An 18,069-nucleotide genomic window follows, 5' to 3' on the forward strand; every position below is an offset into this window, starting at 1 on the left:
GCAGGCAGAATGGAACAAGACAGCACGGATGACGTTGAACACCCATGGTGGTTCAATGACAAAACGCTCAGCTGGCATGAAGCTCCTGGCACCAATGGCGCCGCCTCAATCAATCAAATATCTCGATGCAGGGCCCGTCCCGGATCGCATGCTGGTGCTTGCGAAACGATTGCAGGCGGCGCTGGATCACAGAAAATGGGAAACGGCTTCTCTGCATCCTAAACTCCGTTCGAAGAAAGGATGACGACGTGCGCGATCTGCGGGGATTGCACATTCTGATTGTCGAAGACGAATGGGCGGTGGCGGGAGATCTCGCACGGTTTTTCAGCAATATGGGCGCCATCATCCTCGGACCCGCAGCCACCGTCGAGCAGGCTTCCGAACACACCGATCAGGCCGAAGCTGCAATCCTGGACGTCAATCTCAACGGCCGACGCGTGTTTCCCATCGCGGACAAGTTGATGCGTCGGGGCATCCCTTTCGTGTTCTTCAGCGGCGATAACGACATCGCCATTCCCGAACATCTTCGCTACGCCAGCAATTTGCGAAAATCCTCGGGCAGCAGGGCAGTGTTCAATGCCCTTTTTCCGGCGCAGGCGTCGGAACGAGCTGGCATCGCCGTGCCCCCTCCGCCAGACGACGTCTTCGCGCTTTTGCCCAAACTGCGGCTCGCGGCGCGTCTTTTGCTGGGGGACGTCAACGCATCCGACCGGCTGGTTGAGAGGACACTCGAGCAAGCGATCCGAACCATCGACCACAGGCGGCTTGGCCAGTCGACCGAAAACTGGCTCAACGACATCATGCGAGAGGTGGTGAAGGACCACGGCGCGAAGCTGATGCATTGAATTTTGTCCTCCGAGCCCGAGGCTAAGTCGCTTCCGTTGGGGGTTGCGATCGTCTGTCATCCGCAACTGTGTTCAGGGGCCTGATTTTGCCGGATCGCCTTTCTGGCTCAGCGCCCGAAGCAATGGAGCCGTCGATTGTTCCATCGAATTGCGAGATTTTCTGGATCGGCCAGGATCAGCTGCCAAGCCAGCCTTCTCAACCCTTGCGATCGCGCTCGACGAATTTGTTGAAGCGGCTGGCTTTCCCGTCACTGGTCTTGGTCTGATACAGGAACGCCAGATCGTTCTCGTCGAATATCCGGAAGAACTCGTCCCAATCGATGGGCTCGAATGCTTCCTCGGGCTCGCCGAAGTCGATCCGCAGGATGCCGCCCTCGCCCTTGGTGCGAACCACCGCCGGCCGGCCCTGACGCTCCTCGGCCCATTTGCGAATTTCGTCGTGATTGGTGGTCGTCTGGGACTGCGACATTGAAATCTCCTTGATCATCGGGCCTCGCGCTGTCGGCGTCACAGCGGCTGTCGAGCGTCCTAACAGCACACCGGCGGCAATGTTCCAGCATCACGGGGCTGACGGCGATGTCTTGCTTCGCACGAAGGTCTCAAAGGGAACTTTGTTGAAGCACAGGGAACAAACCTTTTGCCGAAAAGTTCGGGGCGCCGAGGTCACTTGTCCGAGGAGTCGTCGTGAAACGCATATTGGTTACAGGAGGCTGCGGCTTCATAGGCCGCCACGTCACACAAGAACTCATCGCTCAGGATTATTCGGTTCGCATTCTCGACGCCTTGCTCGAGCAGGTGCATGCGGGCGAAGCGATCGCGCTTCCCGCCGGAGCCGAACTGATCAAGGGCGACGTCCGCGACCGCGAGGCCGTTACCGAGGCGCTGGAAGGCGTCGACGCTGTCATTCACCTGGCGTCGGAAGTGGGCGTCGGACAATCGATGTACGAGATCGCGCGCTATGTCGGCACCAACGACCTCGGCACGGCGACGCTGCTCGAGGCGTTGATCAAACACCCGGTCGAGCGGATCGTCGTAGCCTCGTCGATGAGCGTCTATGGCGAGGGTCTTTATGCCACGCCCGACGGCCGGCGCATCGACAATGCCCGGCGCAAGCCAAGCGACATCAAAAGCGGACAGTGGAATCCGCTGTCGCCGGAAGGCGAACCCCTTTCGCCGGTGCCGACAGACGAAGAAAAGCCGGTCGATCTCGCCTCGATCTACGCGCTGACAAAATACGCCCAGGAGCGCGCCGTGCTGATCTTCGGCGAAGCGTATGGCATCGATGCGGTCGCGCTGCGCCTGTTCAATGTCTTCGGCGCCGGCCAGGCATTATCAAATCCCTACACCGGCGTGCTGGCCAACTTCGCTTCACGTCTCGCCAATGGCCAACGACCGATGATCTTCGAGGATGGCGAACAGAAGCGCGATTTCGTTCATGTGCAGGACGTCGCCCGCGCCTTTCGCCTTGCGCTGCAGCAACGTCAGGCAAAGGGCCACGTCATCAACATCGGCAGCGGCCGGGCCTATGCGATCAGCGAAGTCGCGCGATTGCTGGCAGAGGCCATGGGAACCCCGAACCGCTCGCCTGAGCTGCTCGGCAAGGCGCGCTCCGGCGATATACGCAACTGCTTCGCCGATATTTCCAAGGCACGTGAGCTGCTCGGCTTCGAACCGGGCCGCCGATTGGAGAACTCTCTCGGCGATTTCGTTTCCTGGGTGCGCAACACGGCGGCCATCGACCGCGGCGCCGAAATGAAGCGCGAGCTCGAAGAGCGTGGGTTGGTGTCATGAGCCCGGGCGCACGCAACCGTCGCGAAGCGCCGGTCGCCATCGTCGGCGGCAGCGGCTTCATAGGATCGAACCTGGCCGACAGCCTGTTGTCGGATGGCGAACCGGTGCTGGTGGTCGACAATTTCAGCCGTCCCGGCGTCGAACAGAACCTTGAATGGCTGGCCCAGAAACATGGCGACCGCCTTACCGTCGAGACCATCGATGTGCGGGACGCCAATGCCCTGGCGCCGGTTCTGATGAGGTCCAAGGCGATCTTCCATCTGGCCGCGCAAACGGCCGTCACCACGAGCCTGGTCCGGCCGGACGAGGATTTCGACATCAACCTTCGGGGAACGTTCAACGTGCTGGAAGCGGCGCGACTGAGCGGCGAGCGCATCCCGGTGGTTTTCGCCAGCACCAACAAGGTCTATGGCAGCCTTCCCGATGTCGCGGTTCGCGAGGACGGCGACCGCTACACACCTTGCGACAGCGCCATCCAGGCCGGCGGCATCGATGAGGCCCGCGGCCTGGATTTCTGCACACCTTATGGCTGCTCCAAGGGTGCGGCGGACCAGTATGTGCTCGACTATGCCAAATCCTACGGCATGCCGACGGCGGTGCTGCGGATGAGTTGCATCTACGGACCGCGCCAGTTTGGAACCGAGGACCAGGGCTGGGTGGCGCACTTCCTGCTCAGCGCCCTGACGGGACGGCAAATCACCATCTACGGCGACGGCAGGCAGGTGCGCGACATCCTGCACGTCTCGGATGCGGTCGCCGCCTACAGGGCCGTGCTGGACCAGATCGAGACCGCCAGGGGCCAGGCATTCAATCTTGGCGGCGGACCAGAAAATGCGCTCAGTTTGCGTATGCTGTTGAGCGAGATCGGCGGCCTGACCGGCCGTGAGCTTTCGATCCGCCACGATGGGGAACGGACCGGCGACCAGCCCTTCTTCGTCGCCGATACCCGCAAGATCGAGGCCGCGCTTGGCTGGAAGGCGCAGGTCGCGTGGCGCGAGGGCATTCGCGATCTTGCCGACTGGCTGCAGCGCCACCGGCTCGAGCCTCGCCCTGAAGCCGTGAGGTACGTCGCATGAGAATAGCCCTGGTCAATCCCTTCTGGACGTATGACGACAGCATCTATTTCGGCTGCCGCCAACCCCATTTGCCGCTGGAACTCGGCTATTCGAAAGCCATGCTCGAAGCGGCGGGCCATGAGGTGCTGCTGCTGGACGGGCAGTTACAGAAGCTCGACAATTCCGGGCTCTGCGAACGTGTGACTGAGTTCGCGCCGGCGATGACGGTCGTCAGCACCGCGCCGACTTATCTGTTCTGGCGCTGCGCACCGCCGGAGCTGCGCGTGCCGGCCGATTTCCTCAATCGTCTGGCCGGGCGTGGCGGACGCACCGTCGCGGTCGGGCCGCATGGCTCGGCGACGCCTGCGCCGACGCTGCGCAAGCTTGGCGTCGACATTGTCGTGCGCGGCGAATGCGAGGAAATCGTCGCGGAACTTGCCCTGCGCGACGATTGGAGCGCGGTGCACTCGACCGCTTATCTGCGGGACGCCAGTCTGGTTTCGAACGGCGGCGTTCATGTCAGTTCCTTTGTCGATCATCCCCCGCTTGAATGGCCATCCGACTGGATCGCCGCCCATTCGCATCACCATCATAGGTTCGATGACCAACAGCATGGGTTCGGCGCCGAGGTCGAGGCGTCACGCGGCTGCCCCTACAATTGCAGCTTCTGCGCCAAGATCGATTTCCGCGATGCCTATCGCCGCCGGAACCACGAAACGGTGGTGACCGAAATCGATCGGCTGATTGCCCAAGGCGTCGGCTATATCTACTTCATCGACGAGATTTTCCTGCCGCAAAAAGCGTTGCTGGAGGCGTTGGTCGAGCGCGATGTGAAATTCGGCGTACAGACCCGCATCGATCTATGGAAACCCGAGCTGCTGGAATTGCTGGGCGCGGCAGGCTGCGTCTCCATCGAAGCCGGCCTCGAAAGCCTGACGGTAGAAGGGCGGGCGATGCTCGCGAAGCGCTGCCGGCTGGGCACCGAGGAACTGGCCGCGCTGCTGGTCAAGGCCAGACGCCACGTTCCCTTCGTCCAGGCCAATCTGATCGGCGTTGTCGAGGACGATCCTGCCCTTGTCGATTACTGGCGAGCCCATCTGATCGACAAGGGCGTGTGGGCCAATGAACCCGTACCGCTTTATCCTTATCCGAGTTCGCCCAGCTATCGCGAGCTTTGGGGCGAACCCGACGATCTCGCCTGGGAGCGCGCCCATGACCATTACCTCGCCTCGTTCCAGAAGTTCAGCGACATCCAGGAAAAGCGCCCGCGTCCGCTGGCGGAGCTGGAGGCGGCATGTTGCGGACACTAAGGCCGCGCAAGCGCCGCATCCTGATGACCGTCGACGCCATGGGCGGGGTGTGGCGCTATGCGCTTGATCTCGGCCGGGAACTGGTCAACGGCGGCGACAGCATCGTGTTCGCCGGGCTAGGACCGCAACCATCCGGGCGACAGGCCGAAGAGGCGCGGTCCTTCGCGACGCTGATCTGGCTGAACACGCCGCTGGATTGGATGACCCACGACGCCGGCGATCTCGACGGTTTGCCGGGGGAATTGCGTGCGCTGATGCGTGACCACGCCATCGACGTCGTCCATCTCAACGCGCCGACGCAGGCAGTGGGATTGGATGCGCCCTGCCCTGTCATAGCGGTCTCGCATTCATGCGTAACGACATGGTTCCACTCCGTCAGGGGGCAGGCGTTGGACAGCGCATGGACCTGGCAGAAAGAGCGCAATAAGCGCGGCTTCGACAGGGCCGACGCCGTCATCGCGCCGAGCCGCAGCCATGCCGAGCTGCTCGAGACCTGCTATGGCCCGGTCGCACGCCTGCACATCGTCGGAAATGGCGCCCGTCCGGTCCCGAACGTCGAAACCCGCCAGCCGCTGGTCTTCGCCGCCGCCCGTTGGTGGGACGAGGGAAAGAACGTGATGGCGGTCGACCAGGCCGCCTCGTTGACGCAATGGCCCATCTTTACAGCCGGTTCGATTCACGGCCCGAACGGCGAGCGTGCCACCGTCAATCACGCCGTTTCTCTCGGGGCGCTACCGTACAGCGAGGTGCGCTCCTTGATGGCCCGCGCCGGCATTTTTGTATCGCCGTCGCTCTACGAACCGTTCGGTCTGGCGGCGCTGGAAGCGGCTATGTCGGCAACACCCCTGGTGCTCTCGGACATCTCGACCTATCGCGAGATATGGGATGGGGCCGCGATGTTCTTCGACGCGCGCGTCCCGCACGATCTCGCTGCCTGCGTCAATCGTCTTTCCAGCGATGCCGGGCATAGGCGAGAGCTCGGCCAGGCCGCCCTTCGCCGAAGCCGCAGGTACACGCTGGCGAGGCAGGCCGCGGCCATGCGCGATGTCTACGAAAAGGCGGCGCTAGCCGTGGCGGAGCGCTGATCATGCGCTTCTTGTTCTACACCCACTCGCTCGTCTCCGACTGGAACCACGGCAATGCCCATTTCCTTCGCGGCGTCATGCGCGAACTGGTGGCGCGCCGGCATCAGGCCATCGCTCTGGAGCCCGCGGACGGCTGGAGCCGGTCAAACCTGCTGGCCGAGAAGGGATCCTTCGCGATCGAACGCTTCCGCAAGGATTTCCCCGAATTGATGCCCGTGACCTATGATGCCGGGTTCGACCACGAAGCCTGGATCGCCGAGGCCGACGTGGTGATCGTCCACGAATGGACCGACCCGGAGCTTGTCGCTCGAATCGGCCGTGCCCGGGCCGATGGCGGCAACTTCATCCTTCTGTTTCACGACACCCATCACCGGGCCGTGTCGGCCACCGAGGCTATCTCGGCGCTCCATCTGGAGCATTATGATGGCGTTCTCGCCTTTGGCGAAGCGTTGCGCGAGAGCTATCTGCGCGCCGGCTGGGGCAAGCGTGTCTTCACCTGGCATGAAGCGGCGGACGATCGCCTGTTCAAGCCGCAACCGGAAATCCACGCTACGTCCAATCTGGTCTGGATCGGAAACTGGGGCGACGACGAGCGGACCGCCGAACTCAGGGAGTTCCTGATCGAACCGGTGCGCGATCTCGGCCTTGAGGCCACTGTTCACGGTGTCCGCTATCCCAAGCCGGCACTTGCCGATCTGGCCGTCGCCGGTCTGCGCTACGAAGGGTGGATCGCCAATGCCGACGTGCCGAAGGCCTTTGCCACGCATCGTGTCACGGTGCACATCCCGCGGCGCCCCTATCGTGAAAGATTGCCTGGAATTCCGACGATCCGCATGTTCGAGGCACTCGCCTGCGGCATCCCGCTGATTTCAGCACCATGGTCGGATGTCGAGCGGCTTTTCAGGCCCGGCGTCGACTTCCTGTTTGCCGAGAATGGCTCGCAAATGCGGCAACACCTACAGGCGGTGCTGGCCGATGCCGATTTCGCGGCCTCCCTGGTGGCCTCGGGTCTTGAGACCATCCTCTCGCGACACACCTGTCGTCACCGCGTCGACGAGTTGTTCGACGTGCTCTGGCAATGCACCAACCTGCACACCGTCGACCCGACCGCCGCAAAGGAAGCCGCCGAATGAAGATCGCATTCTATGGATCGAGCCTTTTGTCATCCTACTGGAACGGTGCCGCGACCTATTACCGTGGATTGCTGAAGGCGCTTTCGCAACTGGGGTATGAAATCACCTTCTATGAGCCTGACGTCTATGACCGGCAGAAAAACCGCGACATCGAGGCGCCGGACTGGTGCTCCGTCGTCGTCTATGAGGCGACCCGCCACGCTCTGATGCAGGTGGCGGAGCGGGCCGCCGAGGCCGATATCGTCGTCAAGGCGAGTGGTGTCGGCTTCGAGGATGAGGCGCTGCTGCGCGCCGTGCTCGATCACGCCCGCAGCGATGCGCTCACCGTATTCTGGGACGTCGACGCGCCGGCCACGCTCGCCCGGTTGCGCGACGAGCCGGACCACCCGCTCCATCGTGCGCTGCAAGAAATAGACCTTGTGTTGACCTATGGCGGCGGCGACCCCGTCGTCTGGGCCTATCGTGCCATGGGCGCGAACGAGTGCGTGCCCATCTACAATGCGCTTGATCCCGAAACGCACCACCCGGTCGCCGGCAATGCGCGGTTTGCCTGCGATCTGGCGTTCCTCGGAAACAGGCTGCCGGATCGTGAAGCCCGTGTCGGATCGTTCTTCCTCGATCCTGCGAGCCGACTGCCGGAACAACGTTTTCTGCTTGGCGGATCGGGCTGGGGCGACAAGCCGCTCCCCGCCAATGTCGGCTGGCTCGGCCATGTCGGCACCCGCGATCACAACGCCTTCAATGTCACGCCAAAGGCCGTCTTGAACATCAGCCGCGACAGCATGGCCGCGAACGGTTTTTCACCGGCCACGCGTGTCTTCGAGGCGGCCGGCGCCGGCGCCTGCCTGATCACCGATGCCTGGTTGGGCGTCGAGCTGTTCCTGAAACCCGGCGAGGAGATCCTTGTGGCGCGCGACGGCGACGATGTCGCCGAAATCATGCAGGCGCTTACCCCCCGTCGGGCAAAGGCAATCGGCCAAGCCGCGCTTCGCCGTGTTCTCGCCGACCATACCTACGCACTGCGCGCGGCCGTGACCGATGCAGTCTTCAAACGCCATTTGACGCAGGGGACCGTGGAGGCGGCCGAATGACCAAGCAGTTGAACATCGTCTTTCTCGGCCTGTCGCTGTCCTCGTCCTGGGGAAACGGCCACGCCACCACTTTTCGAGGTCTGCTGAAAGGTCTTCACGAACTCGGCCATCGCGTGACTTTCCTGGAGCGCGATGTGCCGTGGTACGCCAATCACCGCGATTTGCGCGATCCGGACTTCTGCGCCTTGCGCTACTACGAAACCGTGCCGGAACTTCAGCGCGACCATGCACGGTGCCTTGAACAGGCCGATATCGTGGTCATCGGCTCCTTCGTGCCGGAAGGGCGGGCGGTTATCGACATCGTCGCTTCACTTTGCAAAGGACAACTCTGCTTTTACGACATCGACACGCCGGTGACCCTGGCAAAGCTGTCGGCGGACGATTGCGACTATCTGAGCTGGCGCCAGATCCCCTACTTCGACATCTATTTCTCTTTCGCCGGCGGCCCGGTGCTTAACGATCTGGCGCAGACCTTCGGCGCACGCCGCGCCGAGCCGCTCTACTGTTCGGTCGATCCGGAACGGCATCACCGCACCGCCGACCCGGTCCGCTGGGATCTCGGCTATCTCGGCACCTATAGCGGGGACCGGCAAGCCACGCTCAACGCGCTCCTGCTCGAACCTGCACGGCGCATGCCGGACCGCCGTTTCGTCGTCGCCGGCTCGCAATATCCCTCCGACATCGATTGGCCCGACAATGTCGAGCGCATCGAACATCTGCCGCCGGCCGGGCACGCCGCGTTCTACAGCCGCCAACGCTACACGCTGAACGTCACCCGCCGTTCAATGATTGCAGCGGGATGGTCGCCCAGCGTGCGCCTTTTCGAAGCAGCCGCTTGCGGCACGCCGATCATCAGCGACCGCTGGCCAGGCCTCGACAGTTTCTTTCCCGCATCGACGATCCACACGGCCAAGAAGCCGGACGATGTCGTCGTCATTCTTTCCCGGGAATCGGCTCGTACACGTCTCGCCATGGCCGACCGGGCACGCGAACTCGTCCTTGCGTCCCACACCGGTGTGGCCAGGGCTCGCGAATTCATCACGGCGCTTACGCAAAAGGAGGCGGAGGTCCTCGACCTTGACATCGGCAGTGCAGCATGACTGGCAGACAGGAGAAAATCGCGATGCGACGAACAAAAAAGGCGCAAAGGGCAAAGACGGTGCTTGTCGCCGGTGGCGCGGGCTTCCTCGGTTCGCATCTTTCCGAAGCATTGTTACGCGATGGCTGGCGCGTGATCTGCGCCGATAACTTTCTCACCGGTCGCATGGAGAACATCAACGCGATCATGGACAAGCCGGGGTTCCGGTTGATCGAGCAGGATATCTGCCGTCCATTGGAGCTTGGTGAGCCGGTGGATCGCATCTTCAACCTGGCATGCGCCGCCTCGCCGCCGCGTTACCAGGCCGATCCGATCCACACCACGCGAACCTGTGTCATCGGAACGTTGAATCTGCTCGAACTCGCCGCCCGCAACGATGCCCGATTGCTGCAGGCCTCCACGAGTGAAGTGTATGGCGATCCGGAGCAACATCCGCAGAGGGAAGATTACGTCGGCCATGTGAACTGCACCGGCCCACGCGCCTGCTACGACGAGGGCAAGCGCACCGCCGAAACACTTTGCTTCGACTATCTGAGAGCCGCCAAGGCCGACGTTCGTGTCGCACGTATCTTCAACACCTACGGGCCGAGAATGGATCCGGCGGACGGCCGCATCGTCTCGAACCTGATCATGCAGGCGCTCGAGAAGCGGCCGCTGACGATCTTCGGCGACGGCTTGCAGACACGATCTTTCTGCTACGTCTCCGATCTGATCGACGGGTTGATGCGTCTGATGGAATTCGATCCCAATCCGGGCAAGCCGATCAATCTGGGCAATCCCGGAGAGTTCACCATCATGCGGCTGGCGGCATTGGTGAAGGCGATGACCGGCACCAAGTCGGAGATGACGTTTCTGCCGCTGCCGCAGGACGATCCTCGACGCAGGCAGCCCGACATCTCGCGCGCGAAAGCGCTGCTCGGCTGGATGCCAAGAGTGCCTCTCAACGAGGGGCTCGCCCGGACGATCGGCTATTTCGCGAGCCTCGAAGGCGTTCCGATCGGCAACCAAATAGCAGGTCGCGCCACGAGGGCGAGGTCCACATCAGGTGGGCTGCAGAACCTCCCTGTCTGATGCTGGACCGCAGCCACCCCTTCGCGGTCGATTCCGGCGGAACATCCGCTCAAGCTTGGGGTTTGGCGAGAGGACCAGATATGGAGGACATCCTCATGCGACCCAAGCGATCCGCACCGGATATCGACGAGATGGCGGAACAGGAGACGGCCGCCTATTTGCGGCGAGCCTCGATCACCTATCTGGAGTGCTGCGTCAGCCTGATGATGACTCACCTGCAGCGGGAAGAAGTGGCCAGTATTCTCGAGCAGGAAGCCGACATGCTGCGAAGCCTGGATTGAGGGGAACTGTCACGCCCTGGCCTTGTCCAGGAACCGTGTCAGTCCTGCCTCATATCGGTTGGCTGTCCCTGCCAGCCTTGCTCGTTCCCGTCCGTCCTCGGATTGAGCGGCCATGCTCCACAGCCCCAGCTGAAACGCCAGGTAGCAAGGTTGGAAATACTCGACGAGCCCGACATCAATGCGGTCACCCATGCCGCCAATCAACGACGCCGCCTCGCCTTCGGACAAACCATGTTCGACGCAAGCGCCGGCAATGTCCCATTCTATCGGCTGGCAGCCGATCAGATCGTGTCCCCGGCAATGGTCGACGGCATCCGTCTTGACCAGCGTGCCGTCTGCACCGATCAGAAACTCCCAGGGGTGAAGCCTGCCGTCGATTTCGACGCGTTCCAGTACCTGCGGAAGAGTCTGTTTCGAGAACCAGTTCCATAGTTTCGCCGCCTGGTTTTTGCCCAAAGCCTCGGAAGCGTTGTGAACGGCCATCTCCGCGAGGGCGGGCAATGAAGCACCCGGTTCGCGGGCTCGCAGATTGATCGCTCGCCAGGCCAGATAGCGCGTGAACTCCGCGACAAGTCTTTGTCTGGGCAGCGGCAGTTGATCCATCGTGGCGCCGTCGGCCCACCGTTCAACCAGGAAACCGTGGCAGAGTCCGGCGACTTGCGACCCGAATCCGGCCTGATGCAACATCGTCGCGGCCCGCATCTTGCGCTGCCCGGTTTCGCCGAGGCCAACAAACTTGACGAGCCAGCAATCTGGACCCGCGGACGCCAGGAACTTTCGCCGTTCGGTGCCGCGAGTGCTCGGTGGCCAGCGCTTTTCGTCGGCATAGTGAAGGGTTCGCCACGCGCCGCCGGATATTTCGGTCAAACGCAATTCCGGACTGCCGACCGCCTCGGCTACCCAATCGCGCAGCGTTGGAATCTGCGAGCTTTCGGGAAAGGTGCGTTCAAACGTCATCGCCACATGTTTGCGGCAGCGCATCCATGTCTCCCGGACGTCCTGCGACGCTTCTGCGCCCGGATCGCCCGAATGGCTGGGGAACAGGTGAATGCGGCTCCTATCGATACCCAGGTCCCGCAGCCACGTGACGACGGCGTGGATAGAACTTCCCGACAGGCCGGGACCTTCGTCGACGACAGCGAACCGAGCCGACGGCTCGTTCCTCCAGGCAGCGACCAACCGCGGATCGGCATTGACCCGCCGATCGAAAGGATGGCCGATCGGACGCAGACTGATCGGCGGCGGCGCACCGATGGCGGCGGCCACCATGGCCGCAAGCCCCAAGCCGATACTGCGGATGCCGATCACACATGTGTTCGCGTCGAGACCTGATTCCTGCGCCGCGCCCAGATAGCTCTCGGGATAAAGCGCATAATGCGCGTAACCCTCGGCCGAACCGGTCAAAACCTCTGCCTTGCAATCGAGCGCCGCCAGCAATTGGAGAAGTCGCGGATCGATGCCACCGCCTAAGGCGAAACCGCTTCGCCACGACTTCGCCACCTCTGCCGCAAGCCCGACCAGCAACTCGGCGCCTTGCCGTTGCGAAGGCGAATTGGTGTCGACGCCCAGGACCTTGAAGTCGACATCGGCGAGCCCCTGAACCAGCTGTGACGCGCTGATGAATAGCCCGACCAATGCAGCATGGCGCCGGATGCCGCGAGACATCCGATCGAGGCTTTGGGCCAGTTCGATCGCTGCCTCCTGAAGTTGTCGTGCGTTCTCGGTCCGCTTGTGGTCGCCGTAGACGATCATCGATCGATTTCCAATGCTTGCCATGCGGGCAACGCGGCGGGTGCAGCTTCGATCCATGCCGTCTCGCGCAATTTTTCGAGCGACCAAGGAACATTCCGGCACGGTGGTGGTTCGGCGCAAGGAACTTACCTTTGAACAGCATAGGGCGGCAGTTTCGTGGGATCGAAAAAGGTTCGTGTTGGCATCGTTGGAGTCGGCAATTGCGCATCCTCCCTGGTGCAGGGCCTCTCCTATTATCGTCATGCAAAAAGCAACGAACCGATCCCGGGGCTGATGCATGCCGATCTCGGTGGCTATCATGTCGACGACATCGAAATTGTCTGCGCATTCGATGTCGCCAAAAGCAAGGTTGGCCGCGATGTCGCGGATGCGATCTACGCTGCCCCGAACAACACGTTCCGCTTTGCCGACGCGCCGGCGACCGGTGTTCGCGTCGAGCGCGGACCGACGCTCGACGGCATCGGCAAATATCTGCGCGACGAGATCGAAGAGGCGCCCGAACCGGTTGCCAATGTCAGCGATATCCTGCGCGACAGCGGAGCCGACGTGCTGGTCTCCTACTTGCCGGTGGGTTCGGAAGAGGCGACACGCTTCTATGCTGAATGCGCGCTCGAGGCCGGCTGCGCCTTCGTCAATTGCATTCCGGTTTTCATCGCGTCGCGTCCGGAATGGCGCCGGCGCTTCGAGCAACGCGGGCTGCCGCTGGTCGGCGACGACATCAAGAGCCAGGTCGGCGCGACCATCGTGCACCGGCTGCTGGCCAACCTCTTTCGCGAGCGTGGCGTGCGCATAGATCGCACCTATCAGCTGAATTTCGGCGGCAACACCGATTTTCTCAACATGCTGGAACGTGAGCGGCTGGAATCGAAGAAGATCTCCAAGACACAATCGGTGACCAGCCAGCTTGATGTTCCCCTGGAGCCGGGCAACATCCATGTCGGACCGAGCGACCATGTGCCTTGGCTCACCGACCGCAAATGGGCCTACATTCGTGTCGAAGGCACCACTTTCGGCGGCGTGCCGCTGAATGCCGAGCTCAAGCTGGAGGTGTGGGATTCGCCCAATTCAGCCGGCGTGGTGATCGATGCGGTGCGCTGCGCCAAGCTGGCGCTCGACCGCGGCATCGCCGGGGCGCTGACGGGTCCTTGCAGCTATTTCATGAAGTCGCCTCCCGAACAGTTCACCGACGCCGAAGCCCGGCAGCGCACGCTCGCTTTCATCGCCGGCAAGGATGAGCCTTTGCTGGATGCCGCGGAATGACCACCACGTTCTTCCTGATCCGCCATGCGGCGCACGACAATGTCGGCTCCTATCTTGCCGGGCGCATGGCCGGCGTTTGCCTCGGCGAGGCCGGCAAGGCTCAGGCCGAGCAGCTTGGCCGCCGCATGGCCCAAGAGACGATTGCAGCCATCCTGTGCAGCCCGCGCGAGCGCACGCAGGAGACGGCGCTGCCAATCGCTTTCGCTTGCGGCGTCGGCGAAATCGCGATCTGCGCCGAACTCGACGAGATCGACTTCGGCGACTGGTCGGGAAAGACTTTCGACGAATTGAACGGCGATGCCGGTTGGCGCGCCTGGAACGACCAGCGCCAGGAGGCCAGGACCCCGAGCGGCGAGACCATGCTGGATGTCCAGCAGCGCATGGTCTCGCTGATGAACGGCGTCCGCGAATTGCATCAGAACCAGTGCGTCGCCCTGGTCAGCCACGCCGACGTGATCAAGGCCGCCGTCTGCAATGTGCTTGGCTTGCCGGTCGGCGACTGCTTCCGCTTCGACATCGATCCCGCCTCGATCACGACCATCGTGTCGGGCGACTGGGGCTCCAAGCTCCTGCGAATGAATGAAGCGGCCTGACGAGGAAATTCCGGATGCGGATGGTCATTTTCGGTCTCACCGTCACGTCTTCATGGGGAAACGGCCACGCCACGCTGTGGCGCGGGCTGATCCGCGCTCTCGCCCGGTTGGGCTGGTCCATCACCTTTTTCGAACGCGACACTCCCTATTATGCCGGGGCCCGCGATCTGGATCAGCTCGACGGCGGCAACGTCGTCATCTATCCGGACTGGGAGGACATCCGCCGCGTTGCGGAGCGGGCGATGAAGCAAGCGGATGTCGTTGTCGTCACCTCCTACTGCCCCGACGCCGTTGAGGCTTCGCGCCTGGCCCAGCAGGCAAGTCGCGGGCTGCGTGTCTTCTACGATCTCGATACTCCGGTCACGCTTGCCCGCGTCGAGCACGGTGAGCGTCCGCCCTATTTCGGACCAGAGGGCCTTGCCGATTACCACCTCGTCCTGAGCTACACCGGCGGCTCGGCGCTCGAGGCGCTCAAGACGGTTCTGGGTGCGCGCCAGGTGATGCCGCTCTACGGGCATGTCGATCCGGACCGGCATCGGCCGGCCGAGAAGCGGGCCGAATTCGCCGGCGATCTGTCCTATCTCGGGACCTACGCGGCAGATCGCCAGGCCGGCGTCGAAGAGCTGCTGGTCCGCCCGGCCATGCGCCTGCCCGATCAGCGCTTCATCATTGGCGGCGCACAGTATCCGCAGGAATTCCCGTGGAGCGACAACATCTTCTTCGTCAGGCATCTGCCGCCCGCCGACCATCCGGCGTTCTTCTCATCGTCGCGGCTGACGCTGAACGTCACCCGGGAAGCCATGGCACAAAAGGGCTGGTGCCCGTCGGGACGGCTCTTCGAAGCGGCCGCGTGTGGGGCTGCCATCATCACCGACGCATGGCCAGGCCTCGCGGACTTCTTCGAACCCGGCCGCGAAGTCCTGTTGGCGCATGACACGGATGACGTGGTCGCCGCGCTGCAATTGCCGGAGCACCAACTCGATGGCATCCGAAGGCGTGCCCGCGAGCGGGTCCTGAGCGAGCACACGTCTGCCAAGCGTGCGGCGGAACTGGATAGAATGCTGGCCGACACCTTGCAAAATCCGGTCGGCGAACCGATCGAGGAAGCAGTCTGATGTTGGGCATTGTGCCCGCTGCCGGACGCGGCAGCCGCATTCAACCGCTCGGTTTCTCGAAGGAGCTGCTGCCGGTTGGCAGCCGGATCGACGGCCAGACCGAACGTCCCTGCGCCGTAAGCGAGTATCTGGTGCGGCGCATGGTCCAGGCCGGCGTGGACAAGATCTGCTTCATCATCGGATCGGGCAAATCCGACATTCTCGAATACTACGCAGCCGGCTACGGCGACGCGGCGGCGCTCTTTGTGGTGCAGCCCAACCCTATCGGTCTCTGCGATGCGATTTTCCGGGCAGCGCCCCTCGTGGCGCCCGACGAGGTCGTCCTGGTCGGCCTTCCAGATACGATCTGGTTTCCCGAGGACGGATTCTGTCATTTGCCCGACGATCAGCTTTCATTTCTGCTCTTCCCCGTTGACAGCCCGGAATTCTTCGATGCCGTCTGTACCGGAGACGACGAGCGCGTGATCGAAATCCAGGTCAAGCGACAGGATGCCTCCACGAACTGGGTTTGGGGCGCGTTCAAGATGCCCGGCCAGATCCTGCATCGGCTTGCGGCACTCTGGCGCGAGCGGGATGGTCGTGACGAATATATCGGTACATTGATCAACGCCTACCTTGCGGCCGGGGGTGTAGCCTACGGGATCAAAGCCGGCTCCGCTTATGTCGATGTCGGCACTTTCAACGGCTATCGCACAGCCCTGCGGTTGCTTGAAAACGGCGTCCCGTCAGCTCATCAACAGTCCGCAACGATCATGCCCGGCACGCATTCGCACGTACCCGTCGTTCCGGGCGAAGGAGCCTGAACATGTTGCATTCCCATGCCGAAATCCGCCGGCGCATCGACGCGCTCGGCCCGTGGTTCCACAACATGGAACTGGCCGGCGTCGAAACCGCGCCCGACCACTTTCTCGGCAATTACCCACTGATCAAATGGCGCAAATTCGCCGACGCCATACCCGCCGATCTGGCTGGCAAGACCGTGCTGGATATTGGCTGCAACGCCGGCTTCTACTCGATCGAGATGAAACGGCGAGGCGCCGCCCATGTCCTCGGCATCGATTTCGACGAGGCCTATCTGGCGCAGGCCCGCTTTGCCGCCGAGATCGCGGACTGCGAGATCGAATTCCAGAAACTGTCGGTCTACGACGTCGGTGCCCTGCGCGAGACATTCGACGTCGTGCTGTTCATGGGAGTGCTTTACCATCTGCGCCACCCCTTGCTCGCCCTCGACCTGATTCGTGAGCACGTCGCCGGCGATCTGATGATCTTCCAGTCGATGCAACGAGGCAGTAAGGAGCTGCCCGAGCTGGAAGAGAACTATCATTTCTGGACGCATGATTTGTTCGACCGGCCGGAATTTCCCAAGCTGCATTTCATCGAACACCGCTATGCCGACGATCCGACCAACTGGTGGATACCGAACCGGGCCTGCACCGAAGCGATGCTGCGCAGCGCCGGTTTCGAGATCGTTCTACATCCCGAGCAGGAGGTCTATTTCTGCCGCGCTGCCGGCGCGCCGGCCGGCGGCGGCGCGATTTACCCGTCGAAAGGAAAGCTCCATGATTGAAGCCGCGATGATCTGGAACGAGCCCAACAACAAATCGCATTGGGACCCAGAGCTCGACCCCGATTGGAGCCGCTTTGCCAGGATGGCGGTCCTGTCGGCGGACGCGATCGCGTCCGAGAACCCGGCTCTGACAAAAGTGCTTGGCGGCATCTCGCCGATAGACCCCGGCTTTATCACGCGCATGAAGGAATACGGCGTGCTGGACCATGTCGATGCCGTCGCGGTACACGGCTTTCCTCTCGACTGGAACCTGTGGCAAATCCAGGAATGGCCGCAGAAGATCGGCGAGATCGCGACCGTCACCGATCTTCCCATCTGGGTCAGCGAGGTCGGCGTATCGACCTTCGGGGCCGAGGAAATACAGGTTTGGGGACTGAAGCGCACCGCCGAATTGCTGCTCGGCAACGCACCGCGCATCCAGTGGTACAGCCTCTACGACCTTCCGCGTGAATGGGAAGCAACGACGCGGCACCGCGAAGCGGAGGGATCCTCCTACTATCGTCATTTCCACATGGGGCTGCTGCGCCAGGACGGCACGCCGAAGCCGGCGCTGGAGGAATTCCTGCGCTACACACCCGCAATGGGGCTGGTGCAGTGGTTTCATTTCGAGGACCCGCGACTTCACGACGCCGTCGCCTGGATGAAGCGGCTCGGCGTCACCAACATGCGCACGGGGCTTTCCTGGGCCGACAGCTTCAGGCCGAATGCGTTGGACTGGTTCGATCGACAGATGGAGGCACTTGCCGATTTCGACGTCACGGTCACCTTCTGCTTCACGCCTGAACATCGCGGAATGATGCCTCACCACACCAGCCCTCCGCTGGTGCCCGAGGAATTCGCCGAGTTCTGTGCAACGATGGTCCGCCGCTACGCGCCCGTCATGACATCCGCCTCGCGCCCGACGCAGCGGGCCTCGGCTGCGTGAGGCTCTCATGCGACCCGGTCCGCGATCATTGGATGCATTGACCGAAGTGGAAGCTCACGGGTCCACCAATTCACTGCCCCTGGCACCGTGGCTCGG

19 protein-coding genes are annotated in these 18,069 nt (G+C 62.6%); 17 read left to right on the top strand and 2 right to left on the bottom strand.

Annotated features, from left to right (window positions below; all coding sequences use genetic code 11):
- The first annotated feature begins 28 nt into the window (after positions 1 to 28).
- Positions 29 to 244 carry a hypothetical protein gene (locus tag FJ941_RS28925; RefSeq protein ID WP_181169730.1) on the top strand — a complete coding sequence of 72 codons (216 nt, stop codon included), beginning with the start codon at positions 29 to 31 and terminating at the stop codon, positions 242 to 244.
- 4 nt (positions 245 to 248) lie between these two features.
- Positions 249 to 845 carry a response regulator gene (locus FJ941_RS06310; protein WP_181169731.1) on the top strand — a complete coding sequence of 199 codons (597 nt, stop codon included), beginning with the start codon at positions 249 to 251 and terminating at the stop codon, positions 843 to 845.
- 196 nt (positions 846 to 1,041) lie between these two features.
- Here the strand turns inward: FJ941_RS06310 and FJ941_RS06315 are convergent, their stop codons facing one another.
- Positions 1,042 to 1,314: a hypothetical protein gene (locus FJ941_RS06315; protein ID WP_140504012.1), complete on the bottom strand. Its 273-nt coding sequence runs from the start codon at positions 1,312 to 1,314 to the stop codon at positions 1,042 to 1,044.
- 215 nt (positions 1,315 to 1,529) lie between these two features.
- Between FJ941_RS06315 and FJ941_RS06320 the strand changes: the two genes are divergently transcribed.
- From FJ941_RS06320 to FJ941_RS06360, 9 genes are all read left to right on the top strand, one after another.
- Positions 1,530 to 2,636 carry an NAD-dependent epimerase/dehydratase family protein gene (locus FJ941_RS06320; protein WP_140504014.1) on the top strand — a complete coding sequence of 369 codons (1,107 nt, stop codon included), beginning with the start codon at positions 1,530 to 1,532 and terminating at the stop codon, positions 2,634 to 2,636.
- Positions 2,633 to 3,712 (top strand): GDP-mannose 4,6-dehydratase, encoded by a 1,080-nt coding sequence (locus FJ941_RS06325; RefSeq protein WP_140504016.1) that lies wholly within the window; start codon positions 2,633 to 2,635, stop codon positions 3,710 to 3,712. The genes FJ941_RS06320 and FJ941_RS06325 overlap by 4 nt, the downstream gene beginning before the upstream one ends.
- Positions 3,709 to 5,001, top strand: a complete 1,293-nt coding sequence (locus FJ941_RS06330) for a TIGR04295 family B12-binding domain-containing radical SAM protein (protein ID WP_140504018.1) — start codon at positions 3,709 to 3,711, stop codon at positions 4,999 to 5,001. The genes FJ941_RS06325 and FJ941_RS06330 overlap by 4 nt, the downstream gene beginning before the upstream one ends.
- The gene (locus FJ941_RS06335) at positions 4,986 to 6,086 is read left to right on the top strand and encodes a glycosyltransferase family 4 protein (protein ID WP_140504020.1); all 1,101 of its coding nucleotides are present in this window, start codon (positions 4,986 to 4,988) and stop codon (positions 6,084 to 6,086) included. The genes FJ941_RS06330 and FJ941_RS06335 overlap by 16 nt, the downstream gene beginning before the upstream one ends.
- A 2-nt stretch (positions 6,087 to 6,088) precedes the next feature.
- A complete protein-coding gene (locus FJ941_RS06340; RefSeq protein WP_140504022.1) occupies positions 6,089 to 7,219 on the top strand; it encodes a glycosyltransferase in 1,131 nt (376 codons plus the stop codon).
- Positions 7,216 to 8,310, top strand: coding sequence for a glycosyltransferase (locus FJ941_RS06345; RefSeq protein WP_140504023.1), 1,095 nt, complete (start codon positions 7,216 to 7,218; stop codon positions 8,308 to 8,310). The genes FJ941_RS06340 and FJ941_RS06345 overlap by 4 nt, the downstream gene beginning before the upstream one ends.
- Positions 8,307 to 9,410, top strand: a complete 1,104-nt coding sequence (locus tag FJ941_RS06350; protein WP_140504025.1) for a glycosyltransferase — start codon at positions 8,307 to 8,309, stop codon at positions 9,408 to 9,410. The genes FJ941_RS06345 and FJ941_RS06350 overlap by 4 nt, the downstream gene beginning before the upstream one ends.
- A 23-nt stretch (positions 9,411 to 9,433) precedes the next feature.
- Positions 9,434 to 10,480: a UDP-glucuronic acid decarboxylase family protein gene (locus FJ941_RS06355; RefSeq protein WP_140504027.1), complete on the top strand. Its 1,047-nt coding sequence runs from the start codon at positions 9,434 to 9,436 to the stop codon at positions 10,478 to 10,480.
- Between the two features lie 80 nt (positions 10,481 to 10,560).
- Complete coding sequence (locus FJ941_RS06360; RefSeq protein WP_246673710.1) at positions 10,561 to 10,761, top strand: hypothetical protein; 201 nt, start codon at positions 10,561 to 10,563, stop codon at positions 10,759 to 10,761.
- Between the two features lie 9 nt (positions 10,762 to 10,770).
- Here FJ941_RS06360 and FJ941_RS06365 read toward each other — a convergent pair whose 3' ends face one another.
- Positions 10,771 to 12,513 (bottom strand): hypothetical protein, encoded by a 1,743-nt coding sequence (locus tag FJ941_RS06365; RefSeq protein WP_140504028.1) that lies wholly within the window; start codon positions 12,511 to 12,513, stop codon positions 10,771 to 10,773.
- Between the two features lie 156 nt (positions 12,514 to 12,669).
- Between FJ941_RS06365 and FJ941_RS06370 the strand changes: the two genes are divergently transcribed.
- Genes FJ941_RS06370 through FJ941_RS06395 form a run of 6 tightly spaced genes read left to right on the top strand, consistent with a single transcriptional unit; the run spans position 12,670 to position 17,973 of the window.
- Positions 12,670 to 13,773, top strand: coding sequence for an inositol-3-phosphate synthase (locus FJ941_RS06370; RefSeq protein WP_140504030.1), 1,104 nt, complete (start codon positions 12,670 to 12,672; stop codon positions 13,771 to 13,773).
- A complete protein-coding gene (locus tag FJ941_RS06375; RefSeq protein WP_027144333.1) occupies positions 13,770 to 14,366 on the top strand; it encodes a histidine phosphatase family protein in 597 nt (198 codons plus the stop codon). The genes FJ941_RS06370 and FJ941_RS06375 overlap by 4 nt, the downstream gene beginning before the upstream one ends.
- A gap of 14 nt (positions 14,367 to 14,380) precedes the next feature.
- Positions 14,381 to 15,481 carry a glycosyltransferase gene (locus FJ941_RS06380; protein WP_140504031.1) on the top strand — a complete coding sequence of 367 codons (1,101 nt, stop codon included), beginning with the start codon at positions 14,381 to 14,383 and terminating at the stop codon, positions 15,479 to 15,481.
- Positions 15,481 to 16,284 carry a sugar phosphate nucleotidyltransferase gene (locus FJ941_RS06385; RefSeq protein ID WP_140504033.1) on the top strand — a complete coding sequence of 268 codons (804 nt, stop codon included), beginning with the start codon at positions 15,481 to 15,483 and terminating at the stop codon, positions 16,282 to 16,284. Before FJ941_RS06380 ends, FJ941_RS06385 begins: the two co-directional genes overlap by 1 nt.
- 2 nt (positions 16,285 to 16,286) lie before the next feature.
- The gene (locus tag FJ941_RS06390; protein WP_027144330.1) at positions 16,287 to 17,048 is read left to right on the top strand and encodes a TIGR04290 family methyltransferase; all 762 of its coding nucleotides are present in this window, start codon (positions 16,287 to 16,289) and stop codon (positions 17,046 to 17,048) included.
- Positions 17,041 to 17,973 carry a beta-xylosidase gene (locus FJ941_RS06395; RefSeq protein WP_140504035.1) on the top strand — a complete coding sequence of 311 codons (933 nt, stop codon included), beginning with the start codon at positions 17,041 to 17,043 and terminating at the stop codon, positions 17,971 to 17,973. Before FJ941_RS06390 ends, FJ941_RS06395 begins: the two co-directional genes overlap by 8 nt.
- Positions 17,974 to 18,069: the final 96 nt, after the last annotated feature.

This window comes from Mesorhizobium sp. B2-3-13 (genome assembly GCF_006442195.1).
GTDB classification, from domain to species: domain Bacteria; phylum Pseudomonadota; class Alphaproteobacteria; order Rhizobiales; family Rhizobiaceae; genus Mesorhizobium; species Mesorhizobium salmacidum.